This window comes from Candidatus Scalindua japonica, from assembly GCF_002443295.1.
Taxonomy (GTDB): Bacteria; Planctomycetota; Brocadiia; order Brocadiales; family Scalinduaceae; genus Scalindua; species Scalindua japonica.
In genome coordinates this window covers 74,212-92,609 of record NZ_BAOS01000028.1, presented here as the reverse complement: position 1 = coordinate 92,609, position 18,398 = coordinate 74,212, and the positions used below count along the sequence as shown (strand labels likewise).

Genomic DNA, 18,398 nt, shown 5'->3' with positions numbered 1-18,398 from the left:
TTGAAAACCTCTATTCAAGATGTTTTGAGGTTTTTTGGCCTTAACAGAACAACTCTTTAGAATAAAAAGAAATGGAATGTTGTAATATCGGGTTTATTAGATTCTTGCAGTAACGGAGAATTTGTAAATATCAAACCCGGTGTAATTGTACACTGTACAGTAACTCTTCCAAAAGTGTTTATGGGAGAAAAAGCATTGAGTTGAATTTATAAAGAGTGATAAATTAAAATGATATTAGGTTTTATATCAGATGCCCATGGTAATTATTATGCGTTTGAGCTCGCGTTAAATATATTAAGGAAGAGAGGCGTTAATAAAATGGTGTTTCTCGGTGATGCCATTGGTTATATACCATCGATTAAAGTTGTAGAATATCTAATGGGCATGTCAGGTCAAGAGATCTGTGTACGTGGGAATCATGAGGATATGCTTCTTGATGGTAAATTTGATAAAAAACGTGATCAAATTTACCAATTATACAAGACAAAATCATTGATGAATCAGGCTTGTATCGATTTTATCACAAGCTGGGATAAAGTTTACACAATGTATACTCTGGCGGGGAAATTACTTTTTGTGCATGGAAGTCCAAAGGATCCAACGAGTGGTTATGTTTACCCAGATAGTGATTTGTCCGTTTTTGATATAGATGCAGATTTTGTTTTTATGGGTAACAGTCATTACCCATTTATAAGAAAACATCAAGGTGTGACCTACATTAATGTAGGTAGTTGTGGATTGCCAAGGGATGATGGGAGGTACGGATCAATAGCATTATTTGATACTGATACTGCTGTGGCTAGAATTATACGATTTGATATTCGTAGTTCCTCAGCCAAAACTCTTGCAGAAGTACCTGATGTTCACGAAACGGTAACAGCTCTCTTTGATAGAAAGGAGACAAAGTTGTTTGGAGAATTCTATGGTTGATAAACGGTTGCCAGTTTTGATTACGGCAATAGGTGGTGGAGGCCATGGCGAACAAATTCTTAAGGCCATTCGCCTTTCTAGTAAATATCAATATTTTATTGTAGGTGCAGATGCAGATGCAGAATGTTCTCAATCTAAACTTGTCGATAGGTTTGTTACACTACCGCTTGCTAATCATCCATGTTATATGAATGAACTATTATTAGTGTGCGGTCGATTTGGTATCAGAGCATTGTTTCATGGTTGTGAACCAGAGTTAAAACGGTTCTCTGCAGAGAGAGATCGTATTGAGGAACGTGGTATTTTATTGCCGATCAATCCAACACGGCTTATTAATGTCTGCATGAATAAGGAAGCAACGAACCAATTGCTTTCTGGCCTTGGTTTTGAAGCACCACGTTACCTGAGTGTAAAAACAAGAGACAGTCTCAAGCAGATCGATTGGTATCCCGTTGTAGTTAAACCTTCAGTTGGTGGTGGTGGTTCTACAAATGTCTTTATTGCCCAGAATACTACTGAATTACTGGGATTGGCAGATTATCTTGGGCTTGAATTAATTGCTGATAGCTTCATTATACAGGAATATGTAGGTAATCCAGAAGACGAGTACACTGTTGGTGTTCTTCATGATATGGATGGTAATTACATCAATTCGATTGCCGTCAGAAGATTGTTGTCCGGGCAACTTCATACCAAAACATCTGTGCCAAATCGTACCAAGAGAACTGATTTGGGTGCAAAGCTAGTGGTCAGTACTGGTGTAAGTCATGGGTATGTAGGGCGGTTCCCTGAAGTGACAGAACAGTGTAAAGAGATAGCAAAAGCAATTGGAGCAAAAGGCCCAATAAATATACAATGCCGTTTGATTAATGGCAAGGTAAAAGTTTTCGAGATAAATCCCAGGTTTTCTGGTACAACCTCTTTGCGTGCAATGGCTGGCTATAACGAACCTGAAGTGTTGATTAGAAAACACATATATGGTGAAACCATAGAGCAAGATTTTGATTACAATGAAGTATTGATTCTTCGTAGTCTTCATGAACAGATTTTATGATTAATGATGGTACAAAAATGAATATACTTAGATATAAACAATGTCCAGCATGTGGCGCAAGTGATATTTTCGCTTTTTATAACTATCTGGAACTTCCGGCAATTCTTTTCCCTATTAATGCAAATAAGTGCGATACAGTCAGAAAACACCCCTTGGTTTCATATTGTTGTAATGAGTGTGAACATATATTTTTAAATGAAATAGAACAGAAGTTTACGAAAAGTATATATGAAGATTATTACTATCTCTATCCCTTCAAGAATCTTGAGTCGATGCAGCAGCCTTATAGGGAGCCCTTTGATAGGGTTGTAGATTTGTATCTAAGAAAAAAGAGTGCTGCTTTGTTAGAAATTGGATGTGATAACGTAGAGCAACTTGAGCAGTTTCTAAAACGAGGTTACGACTGTACGGCAATTAATCCAGGTGCAACACAACATAATCTTGTAGAGTTTATAGATGGTTTCTACGGCGTTACTAAGCTGGATAAGAAATTTGACTATGTGATTTCTAGATTTAATCTAGAGCATATAATCAAATTTGATGATTTTTTCAACGCCTTGTCTGATAACCTAATGCCCACTGGAGTAGCTATTGCTCAAGTACCAAATGTTGAATATTTCCTAAAAGCAGGCATGCTTAACGTATTTGCCCATGAACACCCACATTATTTTTGTAAGACATCATTATTGATACTAGTGAGGCGTTATGGCTTTGAGGTTGAGTTTATCAACGGTGACATAGATCCTAGTTTAATTTGTGTTTTTTCTAAGAGAAATCAAAAATACAACCCACTCCAGTACTTAAATGTATCATTACACACCCTTGTTGAACTTCAACGAGTTATTCAAAATGCCTGTGAGAAGGTTGTTCTTTATGGAGCAGGGCTTTCTCTTACCGGGTTGTTGTATTCTAATACATTTAGCCCTGAATTACTGCAAAAGATTGTGGTTGTAGATGATAACCGATTTCTTTGGGGAAAATATATGCCAAACACAAGTGTCCAAATTATGTCGCCTAAAGAGATAGAATTGCATACACACTCTCTTATAATTCTCGTACTTGGGCAACAGTATCATAATGCTGTCTATCAAAGACTTATCAATGAAGAACGTTATCAAGGAAAGCTTATGGCGATCAGTTATGGCGGATTAAATGAATATAAAGGCGGTATAGAATAAATATGATTTCCCTTGAAAAAAACTTTTTAAATTAAAGAAATAATACAAACTATTCTGGCGGTGAACTAAAATGTTAACGAGAGTATGTCTATTTTTGAGGATTCTAAATGAACAGAAAGATTGTATTAACCAGAAAATTACTGATATTGCTTAGGGTGCTTATTGCCATCTTTGTTTTCCCAGTCGTACTTGTATTATGCATATTTCTAAAAAAACAAAGGAAGGAATTGGTATGGGGACCCGTTCCTATCATAAACAATAAGTATTGGTCTTCCATGATGAACAACGCTGGTTGGAGTTCTAAAACTTTGATGAAGTGCTTTTATCCGTCTATCAACAAGAGGGAGGATTATGATTTATATTTCGAGGATCTGGTATTAAAGTGGATCTGGCCGCCGCGCTTGAGACTTGAAGTGTCATCGTATTTTGCACTTTTGTATATTATTCGAAATGCGAGTGTTGTTCATTTGCCTTTTTCTGGAGGACCTTTGGGTGAAACACCACTATGGAGATTAGAAGCTTATCTATTCCGGTTGGCTGGAATTCGGACGGTGTTGATGCCTTATGGTGCAGACATGTATGTTTATTCACAAATAATTGATCCATCTTTAAGGAATGGCTTGCTATTATCTTATCCGGAGGCAGCACGAAATGAAAAAAGAATTGTAAGGCGTATCCAATATTGGTCTTATCATGCAGATATCATATTAAATGCATTTATGGTTGACTCTCTGGGAAGATGGGATGCTCTAGCATTTAATTATGGTTGTATAAATACAGACCTATGTGATTACAAAACAAAATACTCTACATGTGATGGAACGGTTGGAATTGTAAAAGTGATGCATGCTCCAAATCATCGAGGTGTGAAAGGGACAGAGTTTCTGATTCACGCAGTCGAAGAACTAAAGAAAGAGGGTTTAAAAATTGATTTAGTTTTACTGGAAAAGGTGCCTAACGACAAGGTTTTAGAGCTAATGCAGGAGATGGATATTCTGGCAGACCAATTTATATGTACAGGGTATGGACTGGCTGCTATCGAAGGAATGGCATCTGGTTTGCCAGTAATGTGCAACTTGGAACACGAAGCTTACACTCGTATGTTCCGCAGATATTCCTATCTCAATGAATGCCCTATTGTCTCAACGTCACCTGAAACGATTAAACAAAACCTAAAAGTATTAATCACAAACCCTGAACTACGTGAGCAGTTAGGTATGGCTGGTAGAACATATGTGGAAAAATATCATTCATATGAAACCGGTAAATATATATTCGGTTCTATTTATGATAAAATTTTACATGGGAAAGATGTTGATCTAATGAACCTGTTCCATCCATTAAAATCGGAATACAATAAACAAAAACCTCTAGTAAAACATCCCCTAGTAGAAAACCGTTTAACATAGAATTAGTTATGTGTCGTATTATCAGTGAAGCAGTCCTTTTTCCTTCCAGTTCTCCCAATATTATCTCTTATGAAACTACGGATTCGCGATCTCTTTAAAGACATTGTTGTATACGGTACTGGTGATATCTTACTAAGGTCTACCGCATTGATCACCATGCCAATTTATACCAGAATCTTTACATCGCAGGAATACGGCATTTGGAGTCTTGTTATCACTGTAATTGGATTATTAAATGGGATTTTGATACTTGGAGGTGATTCGGCTTATGCACGTTTCTTCTTTGAGGCCAAGTCCTTGCGTGAGAAGCAACTCCTTACTACTACATGGTTTGGATTCTTAACCTTATGGAGTGGTGGCATGATTTTGTTGTGTTTACCATTCTCGATGTTTTTCTCTCAGTGGTCGTTTGGAACAAACAAATATGGACAGTTATTCATACTAGCGTTAGTTACGGCTCCAGTTAGTCTCATAAACACCATGTGTGGTCAGGTCTTACGTAATCAATTTCGTTCAAAACTGTTCATTACGCTAAATTTCTTCTCGACACTTTTAAGTGTTGGACTGAGTCTGTTTGCTGCTGTTATTTTAGATCTTGGTCTTGTTGGAGTTCTAGGGGGTACCTTAATAGGGACAGTTATCATACTTCCGATACGTATATGGACAGCGCGCACTATGTTAAATCTGATGTTTTCATTCAGAGTGCTTCGAAATATGTTAGCGTTTGGTGTACCACTTGTGCCAACAACATTAGCCTATTGGATTTTTGCCAGTTCTGATCGACTTGTAATTGGAAAGTTGTCTACGCTTGACGAGCTTGGACTCTATACCGTTGCAATTACCGCATCCAGTTTACTCGGGCTCGTTAACGGTGCACTGGGGCAGGCTTGGTCACCTTATGCCATTAAAATATATGAGGAACAACCTAATGAATCGCCTGCATTATTTGGTATGGTATTGACGTATATCATGGTTGGTTTCGGGCTTTTGTGTGTTTTTATAACTACCTTTGCACATGAGGTATTGATGGTTTTGTCAACACCAACTTTTTATCCAGCAGCCATTGCTATGGGGCCTCTAACTCTGGGATTTATGGCTTACGCCTCAACACAGGTTACGGCTATCGGGATCTCTATCACTAAGAAGACAAATTACTTCGCTAGTTTCTCTTGGATGGCGGCAGTTATGAACCTCATTCTAAATATCTTGTTGGTTCCGAAGTGGGGTATGATCGCAGCGAGCTGGACAACCGCAGCATCATATACATTCCTTACGATTGCCTACTTTATGACATCACAGCGTTTATTTCCTGTTGTTTATGAAAAATGGCGGGTACTCGCTGTAGTTGGTCTTACATTTGGTTTCGTTCTATTAGTACCATTCTTGCCAGAGATGACACTTATTACTTGCTTGGTAGTCAAGATCATGTATTGCTTGATTTATGTTAGTTTCTTGTTTGTCCTGAGAATTCTGGATAAACGGGAGTGGCAAATGTTAACCTCGCTCTTATCTAAAAGAAATGCTGTAAGTGATGAAGGTGATAAGCAAGTGTGCTCTGAAACGCAAAATAGTTTTACTACAAGGATTTCCTAGTTATGAAGTTGTATGTTACTATATAACTATTTTTGGGCAGACAAACCTTTATGCCTAGTAGACTAAGCGATTGAGATTTGCTTAGATTTACACCGCAAACCCTTAAGGATTCTGAGAAAAAAAGGTTGGGAGAATAAATATGTCCAGTATATTGATTACTGGTGCGACTGGTTTCATTGGTAGTCACTTGGTTCGTGCTATTCAAGACAGGCACCAAATTTATGGACTGGTTAGGAAACTGACCGGCAAAAATCTTTTTACAGGAGTACATTGGATTGAGCAAGATTTGGCTCAACCGCTGGATTATTCACGTCTTCCAAACAATGTTGACATATTTATTCATCTCGCTCAATCCAGGTTTTACAAGCAGTTTCCTGACAAATCCAAGGACATCTTTGATATAAACATTCATAGCACGTTTCAACTGCTTGAATATGCAAGACAGGTTGGTGCAAAATGTTTTGTTTTTGCCTCATCTGGTGGAGTTTATGGCTATAGCTATGAGAAGTTCGTTGAAACAGACCCTGTTACTCCACTAAATTTCTATCTTAGTTCTAAGTATACTGCCGAGCTATTGATTGCCAATTACAATAAATTTTTCAATACAGTAGCCTTGCGCTTCTTCTTTGTCTATGGAGAAGGCCAAAGGGGCATGCTGTTTTCACGATTGCTGGAAAGGGCAAAGAGAGGTGAGTCTATCATCATTGAAGGACAAGATGGTATCAATATGAATCCAATCTATGTGGGGGATGCAATTAAAGTATTCGAACCCGCGCTATCTTTGCCATCTGACATCTACAATATAGCCGGTGATGAAGTAATAAGTATTAAGGATCTGGTTCTTATGATGGGTAGATTGGTTGGAAAAAGGGTTCGTTTAAAACATACTAAAAATGGAAGCTCTGGGGATATTTTAGGAGATAATGCCAAAATGAAGCAGAAATTAGAAATTTATCCCAAAGTAAGCTTAGAAGAAGGAATATCAAGGATGATAATTCATGAAGCATAATAAAACACTAAAGATTTTACATTGTCTCACACCAAAAGAGAAAAGGAGCATTTTATATTCAAGAAGCAATTGAACAAATCTGTACTGAGGATCAAAATAATGGAGAACCCCGACATATTGGTGATATAAATACAATATGCAACCTTCTGGGCAATTCAAAGATTACATTTGAAGATGGTATAAAAAAATATATTTAGGACAGTTTACAATGGCAAACAGCAAAAAAAAATATAAAATATTACACGCCCCGACGAGCGTAGGAGGGAATCCATATGGTCTGGCTCAGGGAGAACGGGCAATTGGTTTAGATAGCACAGTAGTTTATTTTAAAGATTCATGGCCTAATTATCCTTATGACATTAACCTACACATCGAACAGTACAAATTACTAACACAGTACTACAGGGTTGCATCATTTTTTTTTAAAGCTTTATGTACTTATGATATTTTTCATTTTAACTTTGGTCGCTCATTTTTACAATTCGATAGATTAGGATTATATGATGTTGATCTTCCAATTTATAGGAAAATTGGGAAGAAGGTTGTAGTTACTTTTAATGGTTGTGATGCCAGGCAGAAGAGTTACAGTAAATATAATTTCAATATTAATGCCTGTGCTGAAAGCACTTGTTACGGTGGTTTCTGTAATGACAAATCTGACTTTATTAAGAGAAAAAGGATAGAAAAAATTTCCAAGTATGCTGATAAGGTTTTTTCTGTAAATCCCGACTTGTTGCATGTATTGCCAAATGCCGAGTTTATTCCATATACGATTATAGATTTTCACAATCTACTTTTGTCACCGACTAAAAAAAACAAGGGCAATAGAATAAAAATATTACATGCACCTTCAGATAGAGGCGCTAAGGGTACAAAATATATACTGCCTGTTCTCAAACGTATAGAATCTGAACATAATGATGTTGAAGTTATACTTATAGAAAGAATCCCAAATAATAAAGCACTTGAGATTTATAAGGAAGCAGATTTGGTTGTTGATCAGTTGCTAATTGGTTGGTATGGAGGTTTTTCAGTTGAGGTAATGGCTATGGGTAAACCTGTTATTTGTTACATTAGAGAGGAAGATTTAAAATTTATACCAAAAGAGATGAAGGAAGAGATGCCAATAATTAAAGCTAATCCTGATAATCTTTACGAAGTACTTAAAGAAACTATAGAAGATAGAAATTCTTTACCAATGATTGGAGAAAAAAGTAGAGCTTACGTTGAAAAGTGGCATGATCCCATAAAGATCGCAAGTAGGATGAAGGATGTTTATGAGGATGATCCATTGTGTTAAAAAAATTGGCAATAGTATAATAGAAAATTGAACAACTTTAATTGACAATATGGCAGAGGATATCATTAGATTACTAATAATTAAACGAAACTTCATAGGATTCGTTCCTGCAATTTTCCCTTCTGGAGTAAATAAAAAGGTTGAGGGGAATTATTTTTAACCTACAGCCCCTCTAAGAATTATTTCCTGAAAATATTGAAATGTTATGTTACCAATAGCGCTAGGATATTTTTTGAGAGACTCTTTATATCAAAATGCAAGTCAGTAATTACGGTTTCTGAATGTATAGCTGATCTGCTCAAAAATGACTATAAACTTGCTAATCGCCCTTTGGTCTTAAGGAATACAATTTCATTTGAAAACGTTCCGTATTCAGAAAAGCTTCAAGAGCTTCTGACAATAAAAGATGGCAAAAAACTGATGATAGACTCATCTCAAAATTGTTTTCGGCAATAATCCAAAAACAATTTTGCCCGAGCATAACTGCAACTAAGATCTGGTTTTTTAAGAAGTCAAAAACCAAATCGATTTTAGTATATTTCACGGTGCAATATCTGAAGATCGCAAAATTAAGAGGATAATAAATATTTTATCAATCCCAGGAGATTTAAATGTTATGTTGGTCTTGATGGGTAAGATTGATAAAGACTATCAAATTTATCTGATTAACTTGAGCGATAAACTTGGGGAGAGAAACAGAATTGTATTTTGTTCGGGTTAGGTAAAATACAATGAGATCTTGGAGTATCTAAGCGGTGCAGACATTGAAATCTATTTAGTTAAACCTAAGCCGCTTTCTTATAAGTATTCTATGCCCAATAAATTATTTGAGGCGATGGCGGCCGGATTATCGATAGTAATAGATAAAGGATTTGTAGAAATGAGAAAAATTGTAGAAAAATATAAAGTGGGTATGCAGTAGACTCAGACAATGAAAGGGAATCTGTAAAAGCAATAAGGGCCTTGCTCGAAGACCGGGATTACTATCTTTCCTTAAAAGACAACATAAAAAATGCTAAAAATGAGTTATGTTGGAAGAATGACTCTAAGAAATTAATAAATCTTTATAGAACAATTAAAGATTAATGCAAAATTGGGTCTTTGTACTCATACTATTTATGTTTAATACACAACTTACAATAAATAATAAGCAAGTTTTTGCAATGCAAACTGACCGGGAGGAGAACCAAAATAAATGATGGTAAATTGTATTTTGAAATTTCCAATTTTGAAGAAATTTGGACAAATGGTACTTCAGTCAAGGATGCAGGTATGAGCTTGTAGAAGCAATAAGAAGAGAGGTTCATTTTACAGAGAATGATCCTGTAGTTTATGTTACTGATGCACATTAAGTTAAATGGTGAATCAGTCGAATATAGGTGGTATACTACTAGAGCGTGTGATGAAAAAGAGAAAACCTACCTGCACATCGTGGGTGAAGAAGGATTTTTTTATTCATACAAACCCATGTTCATTTGGGAATAAATAGTAACGATTTTTCAAAAAAGGAGATTATATTATGGCTACAAAAGGAAGCTTAATTTCTTCGATTAAAAGAGAAGAGAAAATCTGTGATTTAGCTGATCATGAATTAAAAAACAAATGTAAGTTTTTTGAAGAAAAATACAATTTATCTTCAAATGAATTTCATAATCTATTCCAGAAAGGGGAAATGGGTGATGAAGAAGACTTTTTTGAGTGGAAAGCCTTAATTGATGGAATTAGGGAATGGAAAAAAACTAAGGAGTGCTTAAAAGAGTTGATAAAATGATAGAGACACATTTGGATGAAATAGATAGAGTAATAAAAGATAATTCTTTAGTATTTTTTTCTGATATCCAAAGGGTTCATACAAGTCCCAATTCTGCCTATATTAAAGCGAAAGTTAAGTTTATAGATAATTCTCTTTTGAATTTTTTTCAGCATATTCACTTCAGAGAAAGTAACCCTATTATTAACTACCGATACCATTATATGGATTCCAAAAACAACTTGATATTTCGGTATGATAATGCGCCTCATTATCCAAATATTAGCACATTTCCTCATCACAAACACATTCTTTCAGGAATGAAAGAATCCGAAATGCCAAGTATTAAAAATCTTATAACTGAAATCCATCGACATATAATTAGAGGGATAATACCTTAATGTGTGGAATAACTGGAATATATTGTAGTAAACAGAGGGTTAAACCTGAGTGGATAGTAAGGATGAACAATGCACTCAAGCATAGAGGTCCGGATGATGAGGGTTTTTTGGCGATAAATACTAATGCAAAAGAAGGTTATGCTCTAGCTGGACCTGATAGTAAAGTGGATCATTCAAGGATTGAAGTTTTTGACAAGGAGGTAAACATGTTTCTTGGACATAGAAGGCTGTCCATACTTGATCTCTCTTCGCTTGGACATCAACCGATGAGCAACAGGGATAAAAATCTCTGGATAATTCATAACGGTGAAATTTATAATTATGTAGAATTAAGAGAAGAATTAAAGGCTTTAGGATATGACTTCTTCACAAATACAGATACGGAGGTTCTTTTAGCTGCATATGAAGAGTGGGGAGAAAACTGTCTGAGTAAATTAAATGGGATGTGGTCATTTGTTATTTATGACAAAAGAAAGAATGGGTTATTTGGTGCAAGAGACAGGACAGGTGTAAAGCCTCTATATTATTATTTAGATTCAAATTTCTTTGCTTTTGCTTCAGAAATAAAATCATTAAAAAGTATACCTATGTTTAAAACAGGTATTAATTCAAATGCGGTATTTGATTATTTTGTGTTTAACTGGCAGGAAAATGATGAGGAAGGATTTTTTAAGAATATTTATGAGCTTCAGCCTTCTCATGCATTTCATTATTGTTTATCAACAAACGCTTTTAAAAAATGGCAATACTATAGCTTAGAATATTCAGAAAGTTGGCAACGATTTGATAAAAGTAATTTGAAACATTTTACAGAAAAAATCAAAGAACGTATATTAAACGCCGTATCATTAAGACTTCGTTCGGATGTACCTGTAGGCTCATGTTTGAGTGGTGGTATTGATAGTTCTGCGATAGTATGTATAGTAAACGAAATTCTTGGAAAGGAGAGTATTGCTCAAATAGGTGAAAGGCAAAGCGTGTTTACCGCCTGTTATGAGAATGACAAATCAGTAGACGAAAGTAAATGGGCGCAGTTAGTAGCTGAAAGTACAAAAACTTCCTGGTATCGGACATTCCCTGATTCTAAGGATTTCCTTGAAGATTTAGAAGATCTGGTTTACACACAGGATATACCGTTTGGTTCTACAAGTATATATGCTCAATATAGAGTCATGAAGCTTGCAAAGGAATCTAATATAAAGGTATTGTTGGATGGACAGGGAGCAGACGAGCTTTTTGCGGGGTACCAGGCGTATTATAGAACATTTTTTGCGGAGATATTGAAAAATGTAAATATTGGTACGTTTGTAAAAGAATTGAAAAATCTTGATAATTCTCCAATAAATATGAGATTTTTACTTACATCCCTTGTAAAGTTGTATAGCGCAAGGTATTTTCCTTCTCCCATTAAAAAATATCTTTTTAAGGCTAATATCAAGGAGTTTAACTATTTGAATGCTGGTTTTTGGGATGAAAACAGTGAAAGATTAGAATTGCTAAAAGATAAAGCAGATACGTCATTGAACCATATGTTATATAAGCACATAAATAGGCAAAGTCTTAAATCTCTGCTGAGGTATGAAGATAGAAATTCTATGAGATTCTCAATAGAGGCAAGAACACCTTTTGCGGATGATATAGAACTCATTGAATATGTTTTTCAGATACCTTCTGTTTATAAGATACATAATGGTTGGAGTAAGTATATTTTAAGAGAGTCTATAAGAGGGGTAATACCGGAAGAAATTAGATTAAGGAAAGATAAAGTAGGTTTTGCTACACCTGAATTTAGATGGCTTAATGAAATGAAAGATGAATTGAAAGATTATTTCACGCCTGAGTTGGAAGAGTTTATTAATACTAAGAAACTATTAAAGGACTGGGATTTACTTATAAATAGTCAGGTAAAATGTGGCATAACCATTATTTGGAGACTTATAAATTTTGCTGTTTGGAAGAAGGTGTTCGGACTATGATTAATGTGGGTTTCAGGTTGCAAATTTCGGATTTTAATAATAAAACATGGAAGAATTAGAATAACCGTATACAAGAATTAACAGCTAGAAATCCAATATTTAATTGGTATTGCAATTGTGTTCGATGAGTCGTTGCCGACGTGGAATGCTAAACATGTAATAAATGCTTAAACCAAAATAAGAAATATCAATATATTTTCAACTGGCATTCGGGCCTGTTTATTAGAAAATGTTGATGGCCGTCTTACCTTTTGTGATTAGTATTAATAAATAATTATGAAACAAAAGAAAATACTGATGATCGCTTACTACTTTCCACCATTTGGAGGAGTGCCTGTACAAAGAACGATAAAGTTTGTTAAATATCTTCCGAAATATGGATGGCATCCATTAGTGCTGACAGTTCGAGATGGATACGATCATTTTCACCCAAATGATCCTTCCTTAATAAATAAGATTCCGGACGAAGTTGAAGTTATCAGGACCAGGGAAATAGGTACGATTGCCAGAGTTGTAAAATTCTTGAATCGTAAAACCAAAAAAGGTACCAACAAAACAAGTAAAAAAGCACTATTTACAAAAAAAATATTAAAGCTGAGAAAACTACTTTACAATACTCTCTGGTTTCCGGATGAAAAGAATTCCTGGGCGCCAAGTACATTTATTAAAGGTTTACGTCTTTTAGCAAAAGAGGATATATCTATCATATATGTATCCGGTTATCCCTGGTCTGCCTTTTTGGTTGGTAATTTTTTGAGTATGTTAGGAGGAGTTCCTTTAATACTCGACTTCAGAGACGCATGGACATTAAATCCAAGAAAGCTTTGGGATAATTGGCTCCATCGGTTATGGGAAGGCGTAGTCTTAAGACAGGCCAGTAAGGCTATATTTGCAACTAACACTATGCGAAAAGACTATATAGATAGATATCCGTGGATAGAAAAAGAGAAATTTATTACCATTACTAACGGTTATGATCATGACGACTTCAATCATTCCAGATTAAAAAAAAGAGTAGATGATAAATTATTAATAACTTTTACCGGTACCTTTAATGATAATGTTCCACCATCAGATATAGACCAAAGCCCATATTATTTTTTGCAGGGGTTGTCCAAATTGTTTAAAGAAAAGAACGTTTCTAGCATTATAAGAGTATACTTTGTTGGTGATTTTGGAAAAAACAATGAAACATTTGTAAAAGAGATGGGCCTGGAGAATGTTGTTGAGCTGAAGGGTCATGTTTCTCACGACAAAAGCCTTCAATATCAGGCCGAAGCAGATTTGTTACTACTCGTAATCTATACGTGTGAGCGTTCAAAATCTGTACTTACCGGCAAATTATTTGAATACATAGGTGCAAGAAAACCCATTCTAGCGTTAGTTCCTGAAGGAGAAGCGAAAGACTTGATAGTCAAAGATAGGCTGGGAATAACTGTTGATCCCAGGGATATAGATGGGATCAAAGACAGTATCCTCGATTTTTATGAGAAATGGAAAGACAATAAATTAAAATTTGAAGAAAATAATAATGTATTTGAAAAGTACGAGATGAGGGTGTTGACAAAAAAACTGGTTGACGTAATAGAAGAAGCATTTAATTAAGACATTATGTTTTCCTCATATGATTACTTCTAATAACAAAAAAGAAATTTCTATCCTGAATAAACTTGTATGGTTTGCAACAAAGTATCCGGAAGGTACGCTCCTACAGTTTCTAAGTTTAGTTGGAGCATATCAATATAGATTATTGTACCGCGTGTTCCACAAATATGTTCCGACTGGTGTTAAAGTGCTTGATTGGGGTGTCGGAAATGGACACTTTTCATTTTTTTTAGTGAAGGCTGGCTATAAAACCTTTGGTTACTCGCTGAACATGTTTCCTAAAGGGGTGGAACTTGCTGATGAACAATACCGTTTTGTACAAGGAAGCACCGGTGATCCTACGAACTTACCCTTTAAGGATTGCTCTTTTGATGCAGTAGCCTCTATTGGTGTCTTAGAACACGTAAGAGAAATTGGAGGAGATGAAGAAAAGAGTTTGAATGAGATATTAAGAGTATTGAAACCTGGTGGTGTTTTTATTTGTTACCACCTTCCTAACCGTTATAGTTTAGTAGAAATGGTATCAAGGTTTTTGCCTAAAAAGCATCACCATCGATACCGTTACACTTCAAGTAAGATATCTAAATTGCTAAATAATGCTCAGCTTAATCTGATATATATAAAACGTTACGGGTTTTTGCCACGTAACTTTTGGGGTAGAGTTCCAACTTTTCTAAGTAATTCTAAAATTATGGCATTATCCTGGAATACAATGGATATCTTTCTCTCTTTTCTTTTTTCTATTTTGTGTCAAAACTATGTTTTTGTAGTCCGTAAATAAATACTTCCCATTAATATAGTATTCTATGAAGAAATAAAGTTTTGACGGAGTAGCTTCTCTACATCAGAAGGTACAAACTTAGAAATATCACCTCCCAGGCTTACGACTTCTTTTATGAGACTGGAATTTAAAAATGAATATTCCTGGCTCGTCATTATGAACACTGTTTCCATATCCGCACTTAATACACGATTTGTAAGGGCTCTTTGGAATTCATGCTCAAAGTCCGATACTGTCCTGACACCCCTTAATATTATATTCGTTTCCACTTCCTTCATGTAGTCAGTCAGCATTCCATCAAAATAATCTATTCTGGTATTTTGCATTTCTTTGGTATTATTTGAAAGCATATCCATTCGTTCTTGAACTGAGAATATGGGATTCTTAAATGGGTTGTGACCAACCGCGACGATAAGTTCATCAAAGATTTTACTGCCACGTTTGATTACATCGATATGACCATAAGTAACAGGGTCGAAAGTGCCAGGATAAACTGCTTTTTTCATGATATGAATTAAAAAGGGTTAACTATTGCTGCTGCTGTTGTGGCACCAAAGTACCCAGGGACCTCAAACGGGATGTTGTGGCGCCTAATCCGCGAGGTAGAATACTAAACCTGACAATATTATCATCATCTCTGGTACCAATCTGATTAAGACTCATCGTCGCTATCCAATCATGAAAATATCTTGTGATTGAAGCGGAGCTGTATAAGCTTTCTTGATCAAAATCATTACCTCTGCCTATAGCGTCTTTTTCTTCAGTCCTGAAAGCAAATTGCTCGGTAAAGTTTACGCTCCATTTTTCACTTAATGACAATGTTGATGAGAAGAGGACTGTTGAGCTGATATTATCAATAAACCTGTTCCCAATTGAGAAATGCCATCTTGGAGAATTTGTGTATAGAAGGTTAAAATTAAAAATATCCACTCCTCCTTTTCTCAAGTTGAATTCATTTCCGTCTGAAAGGATAGAGATTTTGTCGGTCAATCTTATCTTATAATTCCATCCTATGTAATCATCCCGTTGCCTGTTAAGACCTGCACTACCGGGGAAAAGATTTAATTCTGTGTCTAAGTCAATAATATCTACCGTTTTCTTTTTCCCGGTTCTCCTCGTTTTGTCTGGAGTCTATTACGTAAGCCAAATTTGACTGATTGATATGTATCAAGCGCATCTATTCCATCAAACTGATTTAAGTCTTCCGGATCCTGAGTTACTATCGGCATGAAATTAAACATTAATTCCGGTACCATGATATGTCTCAACCTGTTTATATTTAATAATTTATTATATACACTATATGTCCGCGAGAGTGTTGTGCTGGTATTAAAGCCAATAGGAATTGCTACTCTTCCTCGCGGTGAACCGCTGCCTTCATTACTAAGGGTAACAGGATTCACCTTCACACTTTCACTATAACCGGTGAGTCGGAACCCTATGAATGGATTAAATCTTTGACCCATAAATCCAAAAGGAGCATTTAGCATATTGAAGGTATCAAACCTGACAGTTTCTTCCGGATCAAGTCGCGCTGGTGATCTGTCAAAAACTCTTTCCGCTGTCAACCATTCTCCACGACCCAGAAAATTAGTTTCAGCTTTCAAAGGTGTAATTCTATCAAACACCCTGTTTTGATATACCAACTCAGTTTCAGAAGTGAAGTTTAGTCTGCCGTCCCTGAAAGGCTCTCCAATAATTCTGTATTTTAATTCGGGAAATGATTCGTTTTTCCTGCTAAGTCTTACTGAGTCTACCAGAGTGTCGTATGTCCGTAATTGATGTTCTGCCAGGAATGTAGTTCCTCTATTACCTGAAATATTCTTCAAATATAATAAAGTAGTCCTGTCCTTTTGTATTTTGAATTCCGGTTGGAAATATTCTCTAAAGTAGCTTCTGTCACCAACATGTGATATTTCTATATCTGCTACCCAATTATTTAATAACTTTTGTCTGTGCCTCCATAAAAAATGCCCTCTGTTCTTGGAATCGACAGGGACATCATTGATGTCAAGTTCTTCATCATCATTTATGTAATATGTGTTGGCGTATCCATAATAATTGGGCTTTTTGTACTGAAAATCCAAACCAGCCGCCGGTCCTCTCAGTTCCAGAAAATCTGCGCTTAATGTTAAATCACTCCATTCGCTCAGTTTTTCACCAAAACCAAAACCGTATAGATCCCAATCGGTTGTAAAGAACCTCCCAAATCTTGTCGTTTTTCCAGTGTTCCATTCCTGGAGTCTCTTTGGACTCCTTTTTAAATTAAAGTTCAAATAAGGGAAATAAAGAATTGGGACCTTTCCAATCTTAAATACGTTATTTTTGGCGGTCAGAACTGACTTTTCACCCGTTTTAATTATTCTTAACTTTGAATATTTAAATCGATAGTGAGGATGCCCGAAACCACAAAGAGAAAAATCTCCATTATTTATCTCATAATTTCCTTTTGTGTTCTTTATCTCTTCACCACTCATAAAAACAGGTTTCTGTATTCTGACGGTAGGAGGTTTTAGAACACTACTGATTGTGCTATTGACAAAAAGGCCTTTTTCTTCCTTGATATTCTCAAAGATTTTTTCTGCTACGATTAAATCATCTTTACGTCTCAGGGTCACATTACCCTCAGCATATACTTCTTTATATACCTGCTTTGCCGGCTTATCTTGTTCACTCTTTTCCTGATCAAAGTATAAGATTACGTTATCAGCATTTAATGTTTCTTCTCCTTTTTTAATTCTAACGTTCCCTACTGCGACGATTACGCGAACATCATTTTCCAACCATGTATCAATATCGTCTGCTAATATATCTACCAACTCACCTGCCTCTGTAGTGCCTGTAGCAGTTTCATCTTTATATGGTTCGCCATTTTCTTTAGCCCTGAACTTTTCCGCTTGTACATATAATTCGGATCTTTGTTCATCCTCAAAGCTTTTTACTTGATTACGTGCAAGTATAGGTTTGACCGATATTCCGGCAGTAGTAACTAGCTCCAGATATGTTTCTTTAAAATCTTGAATATTCTCTTCCTGAAAGAGTGTTACATTACCACTACAATAAATCTCGATATTCCCTTCTACAAGTTGTCCTGTTTTGATCTCTTTAAACCAGATTATTACATTATCCGCAATAATACGGGCTTCTCCTTGCTCGATTTCTGCATTCCCACCTGCCTGGAAGACTCTAATTTCATTATTTTGCCAAGTTGAAATACTGTCAGCAGATATATGTATGGGATAGTGAGAAATGTTTTTTTTAATTCGTGCTCCCTGCGTTATATTTCTGTTGCAGAGTACAATTAGTAATACAACGAATATGGTTGATAACGATAATCTCATACAAGACCTAACGAATAATTTTTATTTAAAATAGCTTTCTACTATTACCATGGTAAAGGCCAATGCACATG

At 35.7% G+C, this 18,398-nt stretch carries 15 protein-coding genes; 12 read left to right on the top strand and 3 right to left on the bottom strand.

What is annotated here, in order from left to right; translation table 11 throughout:
• The first annotated feature begins 228 nt into the window (after positions 1-228).
• The 12 genes from SCALIN_RS14920 to SCALIN_RS14855 all read left to right on the top strand — a co-directional run bounded on the left by SCALIN_RS14920 (position 229) and on the right by SCALIN_RS14855 (position 14,986).
• On the top strand, positions 229-930 hold the full coding sequence (locus SCALIN_RS14920; protein WP_096895256.1) for a metallophosphoesterase family protein: 702 nt from the start codon (positions 229-231) through the stop codon (positions 928-930).
• On the top strand, positions 923-1,984 hold the full coding sequence (locus SCALIN_RS14915) for an ATP-grasp domain-containing protein (RefSeq protein WP_096895255.1): 1,062 nt from the start codon (positions 923-925) through the stop codon (positions 1,982-1,984). Before SCALIN_RS14920 ends, SCALIN_RS14915 begins: the two co-directional genes overlap by 8 nt.
• Positions 1,981-3,162, top strand: a complete 1,182-nt coding sequence (locus SCALIN_RS14910) for a class I SAM-dependent methyltransferase (RefSeq protein WP_096895254.1) — start codon at positions 1,981-1,983, stop codon at positions 3,160-3,162. The genes SCALIN_RS14915 and SCALIN_RS14910 overlap by 4 nt, the downstream gene beginning before the upstream one ends.
• 107 nt (positions 3,163-3,269) lie before the next feature.
• The gene (locus SCALIN_RS14905) at positions 3,270-4,571 is read left to right on the top strand and encodes a glycosyltransferase (protein ID WP_096895253.1); all 1,302 of its coding nucleotides are present in this window, start codon (positions 3,270-3,272) and stop codon (positions 4,569-4,571) included.
• Positions 4,572-4,640: 69 nt separating this feature from the next.
• On the top strand, positions 4,641-6,164 hold the full coding sequence (locus SCALIN_RS14900) for a lipopolysaccharide biosynthesis protein (RefSeq protein ID WP_096895252.1): 1,524 nt from the start codon (positions 4,641-4,643) through the stop codon (positions 6,162-6,164).
• A gap of 139 nt (positions 6,165-6,303) precedes the next feature.
• The gene (locus SCALIN_RS14895) at positions 6,304-7,173 is read left to right on the top strand and encodes an NAD-dependent epimerase/dehydratase family protein (RefSeq protein ID WP_096895251.1); all 870 of its coding nucleotides are present in this window, start codon (positions 6,304-6,306) and stop codon (positions 7,171-7,173) included.
• 208 nt (positions 7,174-7,381) lie between these two features.
• Positions 7,382-8,473 carry a glycosyltransferase family protein gene (locus tag SCALIN_RS14890; RefSeq protein WP_096895250.1) on the top strand — a complete coding sequence of 364 codons (1,092 nt, stop codon included), beginning with the start codon at positions 7,382-7,384 and terminating at the stop codon, positions 8,471-8,473.
• A 1,519-nt stretch (positions 8,474-9,992) separates the two neighbouring features.
• Complete coding sequence (locus tag SCALIN_RS14875; protein ID WP_096895247.1) at positions 9,993-10,244, top strand: hypothetical protein; 252 nt, start codon at positions 9,993-9,995, stop codon at positions 10,242-10,244.
• The gene (locus SCALIN_RS14870; RefSeq protein WP_096895246.1) at positions 10,241-10,624 is read left to right on the top strand and encodes a toxin-antitoxin system TumE family protein; all 384 of its coding nucleotides are present in this window, start codon (positions 10,241-10,243) and stop codon (positions 10,622-10,624) included. Before SCALIN_RS14875 ends, SCALIN_RS14870 begins: the two co-directional genes overlap by 4 nt.
• Entirely contained in the window at positions 10,624-12,600 is a 1,977-nt protein-coding gene (asnB, locus tag SCALIN_RS14865; protein ID WP_096895245.1) for an asparagine synthase (glutamine-hydrolyzing), read from the top strand. The genes SCALIN_RS14870 and asnB overlap by 1 nt, the downstream gene beginning before the upstream one ends.
• Before the next feature lie 276 nt (positions 12,601-12,876).
• The gene (locus tag SCALIN_RS14860) at positions 12,877-14,205 is read left to right on the top strand and encodes a glycosyltransferase (RefSeq protein ID WP_096895244.1); all 1,329 of its coding nucleotides are present in this window, start codon (positions 12,877-12,879) and stop codon (positions 14,203-14,205) included.
• Positions 14,206-14,224: 19 nt separating this feature from the next.
• Positions 14,225-14,986, top strand: coding sequence for a class I SAM-dependent methyltransferase (locus SCALIN_RS14855; RefSeq protein ID WP_096895243.1), 762 nt, complete (start codon positions 14,225-14,227; stop codon positions 14,984-14,986).
• A 23-nt stretch (positions 14,987-15,009) separates the two neighbouring features.
• On the opposite strand, the gene coaD is transcribed toward SCALIN_RS14855, so the two are convergent.
• From coaD to lptD, 3 genes are all read right to left on the bottom strand, one after another.
• A complete protein-coding gene (gene coaD, locus SCALIN_RS14850) occupies positions 15,010-15,492 on the bottom strand; it encodes a pantetheine-phosphate adenylyltransferase (RefSeq protein ID WP_096895242.1) in 483 nt (160 codons plus the stop codon).
• A 22-nt stretch (positions 15,493-15,514) separates the two neighbouring features.
• Positions 15,515-15,976: a hypothetical protein gene (locus SCALIN_RS14845; RefSeq protein WP_096895241.1), complete on the bottom strand. Its 462-nt coding sequence runs from the start codon at positions 15,974-15,976 to the stop codon at positions 15,515-15,517.
• A gap of 98 nt (positions 15,977-16,074) precedes the next feature.
• Positions 16,075-18,327, bottom strand: a complete 2,253-nt coding sequence (lptD, locus tag SCALIN_RS14840) for an LPS assembly protein LptD (RefSeq protein ID WP_096895240.1) — start codon at positions 18,325-18,327, stop codon at positions 16,075-16,077.
• Between the last annotated feature and the right edge of the window lie 71 nt (positions 18,328-18,398).

Excerpts from the sequence above, each read along its gene's own strand:
- SCALIN_RS14890 (WP_096895250.1), top strand. The coding sequence starts at position 7,382 with ATGGCAAACAGCAAAAAAAAATATAAAATATTACACGCCCCGACGAGC.
- SCALIN_RS14875 (WP_096895247.1), top strand. The coding sequence starts at position 9,993 with ATGGCTACAAAAGGAAGCTTAATTTCTTCGATTAAAAGAGAAGAGAAA.
- SCALIN_RS14860 (WP_096895244.1), top strand. The coding sequence starts at position 12,877 with ATGAAACAAAAGAAAATACTGATGATCGCTTACTACTTTCCACCATTT.
- SCALIN_RS14870 (WP_096895246.1), top strand. The coding sequence starts at position 10,241 with ATGATAGAGACACATTTGGATGAAATAGATAGAGTAATAAAAGATAAT.
- SCALIN_RS14900 (WP_096895252.1), top strand. The coding sequence starts at position 4,641 with ATGAAACTACGGATTCGCGATCTCTTTAAAGACATTGTTGTATACGGT.
- SCALIN_RS14855 (WP_096895243.1), top strand. The coding sequence starts at position 14,225 with ATGATTACTTCTAATAACAAAAAAGAAATTTCTATCCTGAATAAACTT.
- SCALIN_RS14910 (WP_096895254.1), top strand. The coding sequence starts at position 1,981 with ATGATTAATGATGGTACAAAAATGAATATACTTAGATATAAACAATGT.
- SCALIN_RS14920 (WP_096895256.1), top strand. The coding sequence starts at position 229 with ATGATATTAGGTTTTATATCAGATGCCCATGGTAATTATTATGCGTTT.
- asnB (WP_096895245.1), top strand. The coding sequence starts at position 10,624 with ATGTGTGGAATAACTGGAATATATTGTAGTAAACAGAGGGTTAAACCT.
- lptD (WP_096895240.1), bottom strand. The coding sequence starts at position 18,327 with ATGAGATTATCGTTATCAACCATATTCGTTGTATTACTAATTGTACTC.
- coaD (WP_096895242.1), bottom strand. The coding sequence starts at position 15,492 with ATGAAAAAAGCAGTTTATCCTGGCACTTTCGACCCTGTTACTTATGGT.
- SCALIN_RS14905 (WP_096895253.1), top strand. The coding sequence starts at position 3,270 with ATGAACAGAAAGATTGTATTAACCAGAAAATTACTGATATTGCTTAGG.
- SCALIN_RS14915 (WP_096895255.1), top strand. The coding sequence starts at position 923 with ATGGTTGATAAACGGTTGCCAGTTTTGATTACGGCAATAGGTGGTGGA.
- SCALIN_RS14895 (WP_096895251.1), top strand. The coding sequence starts at position 6,304 with ATGTCCAGTATATTGATTACTGGTGCGACTGGTTTCATTGGTAGTCAC.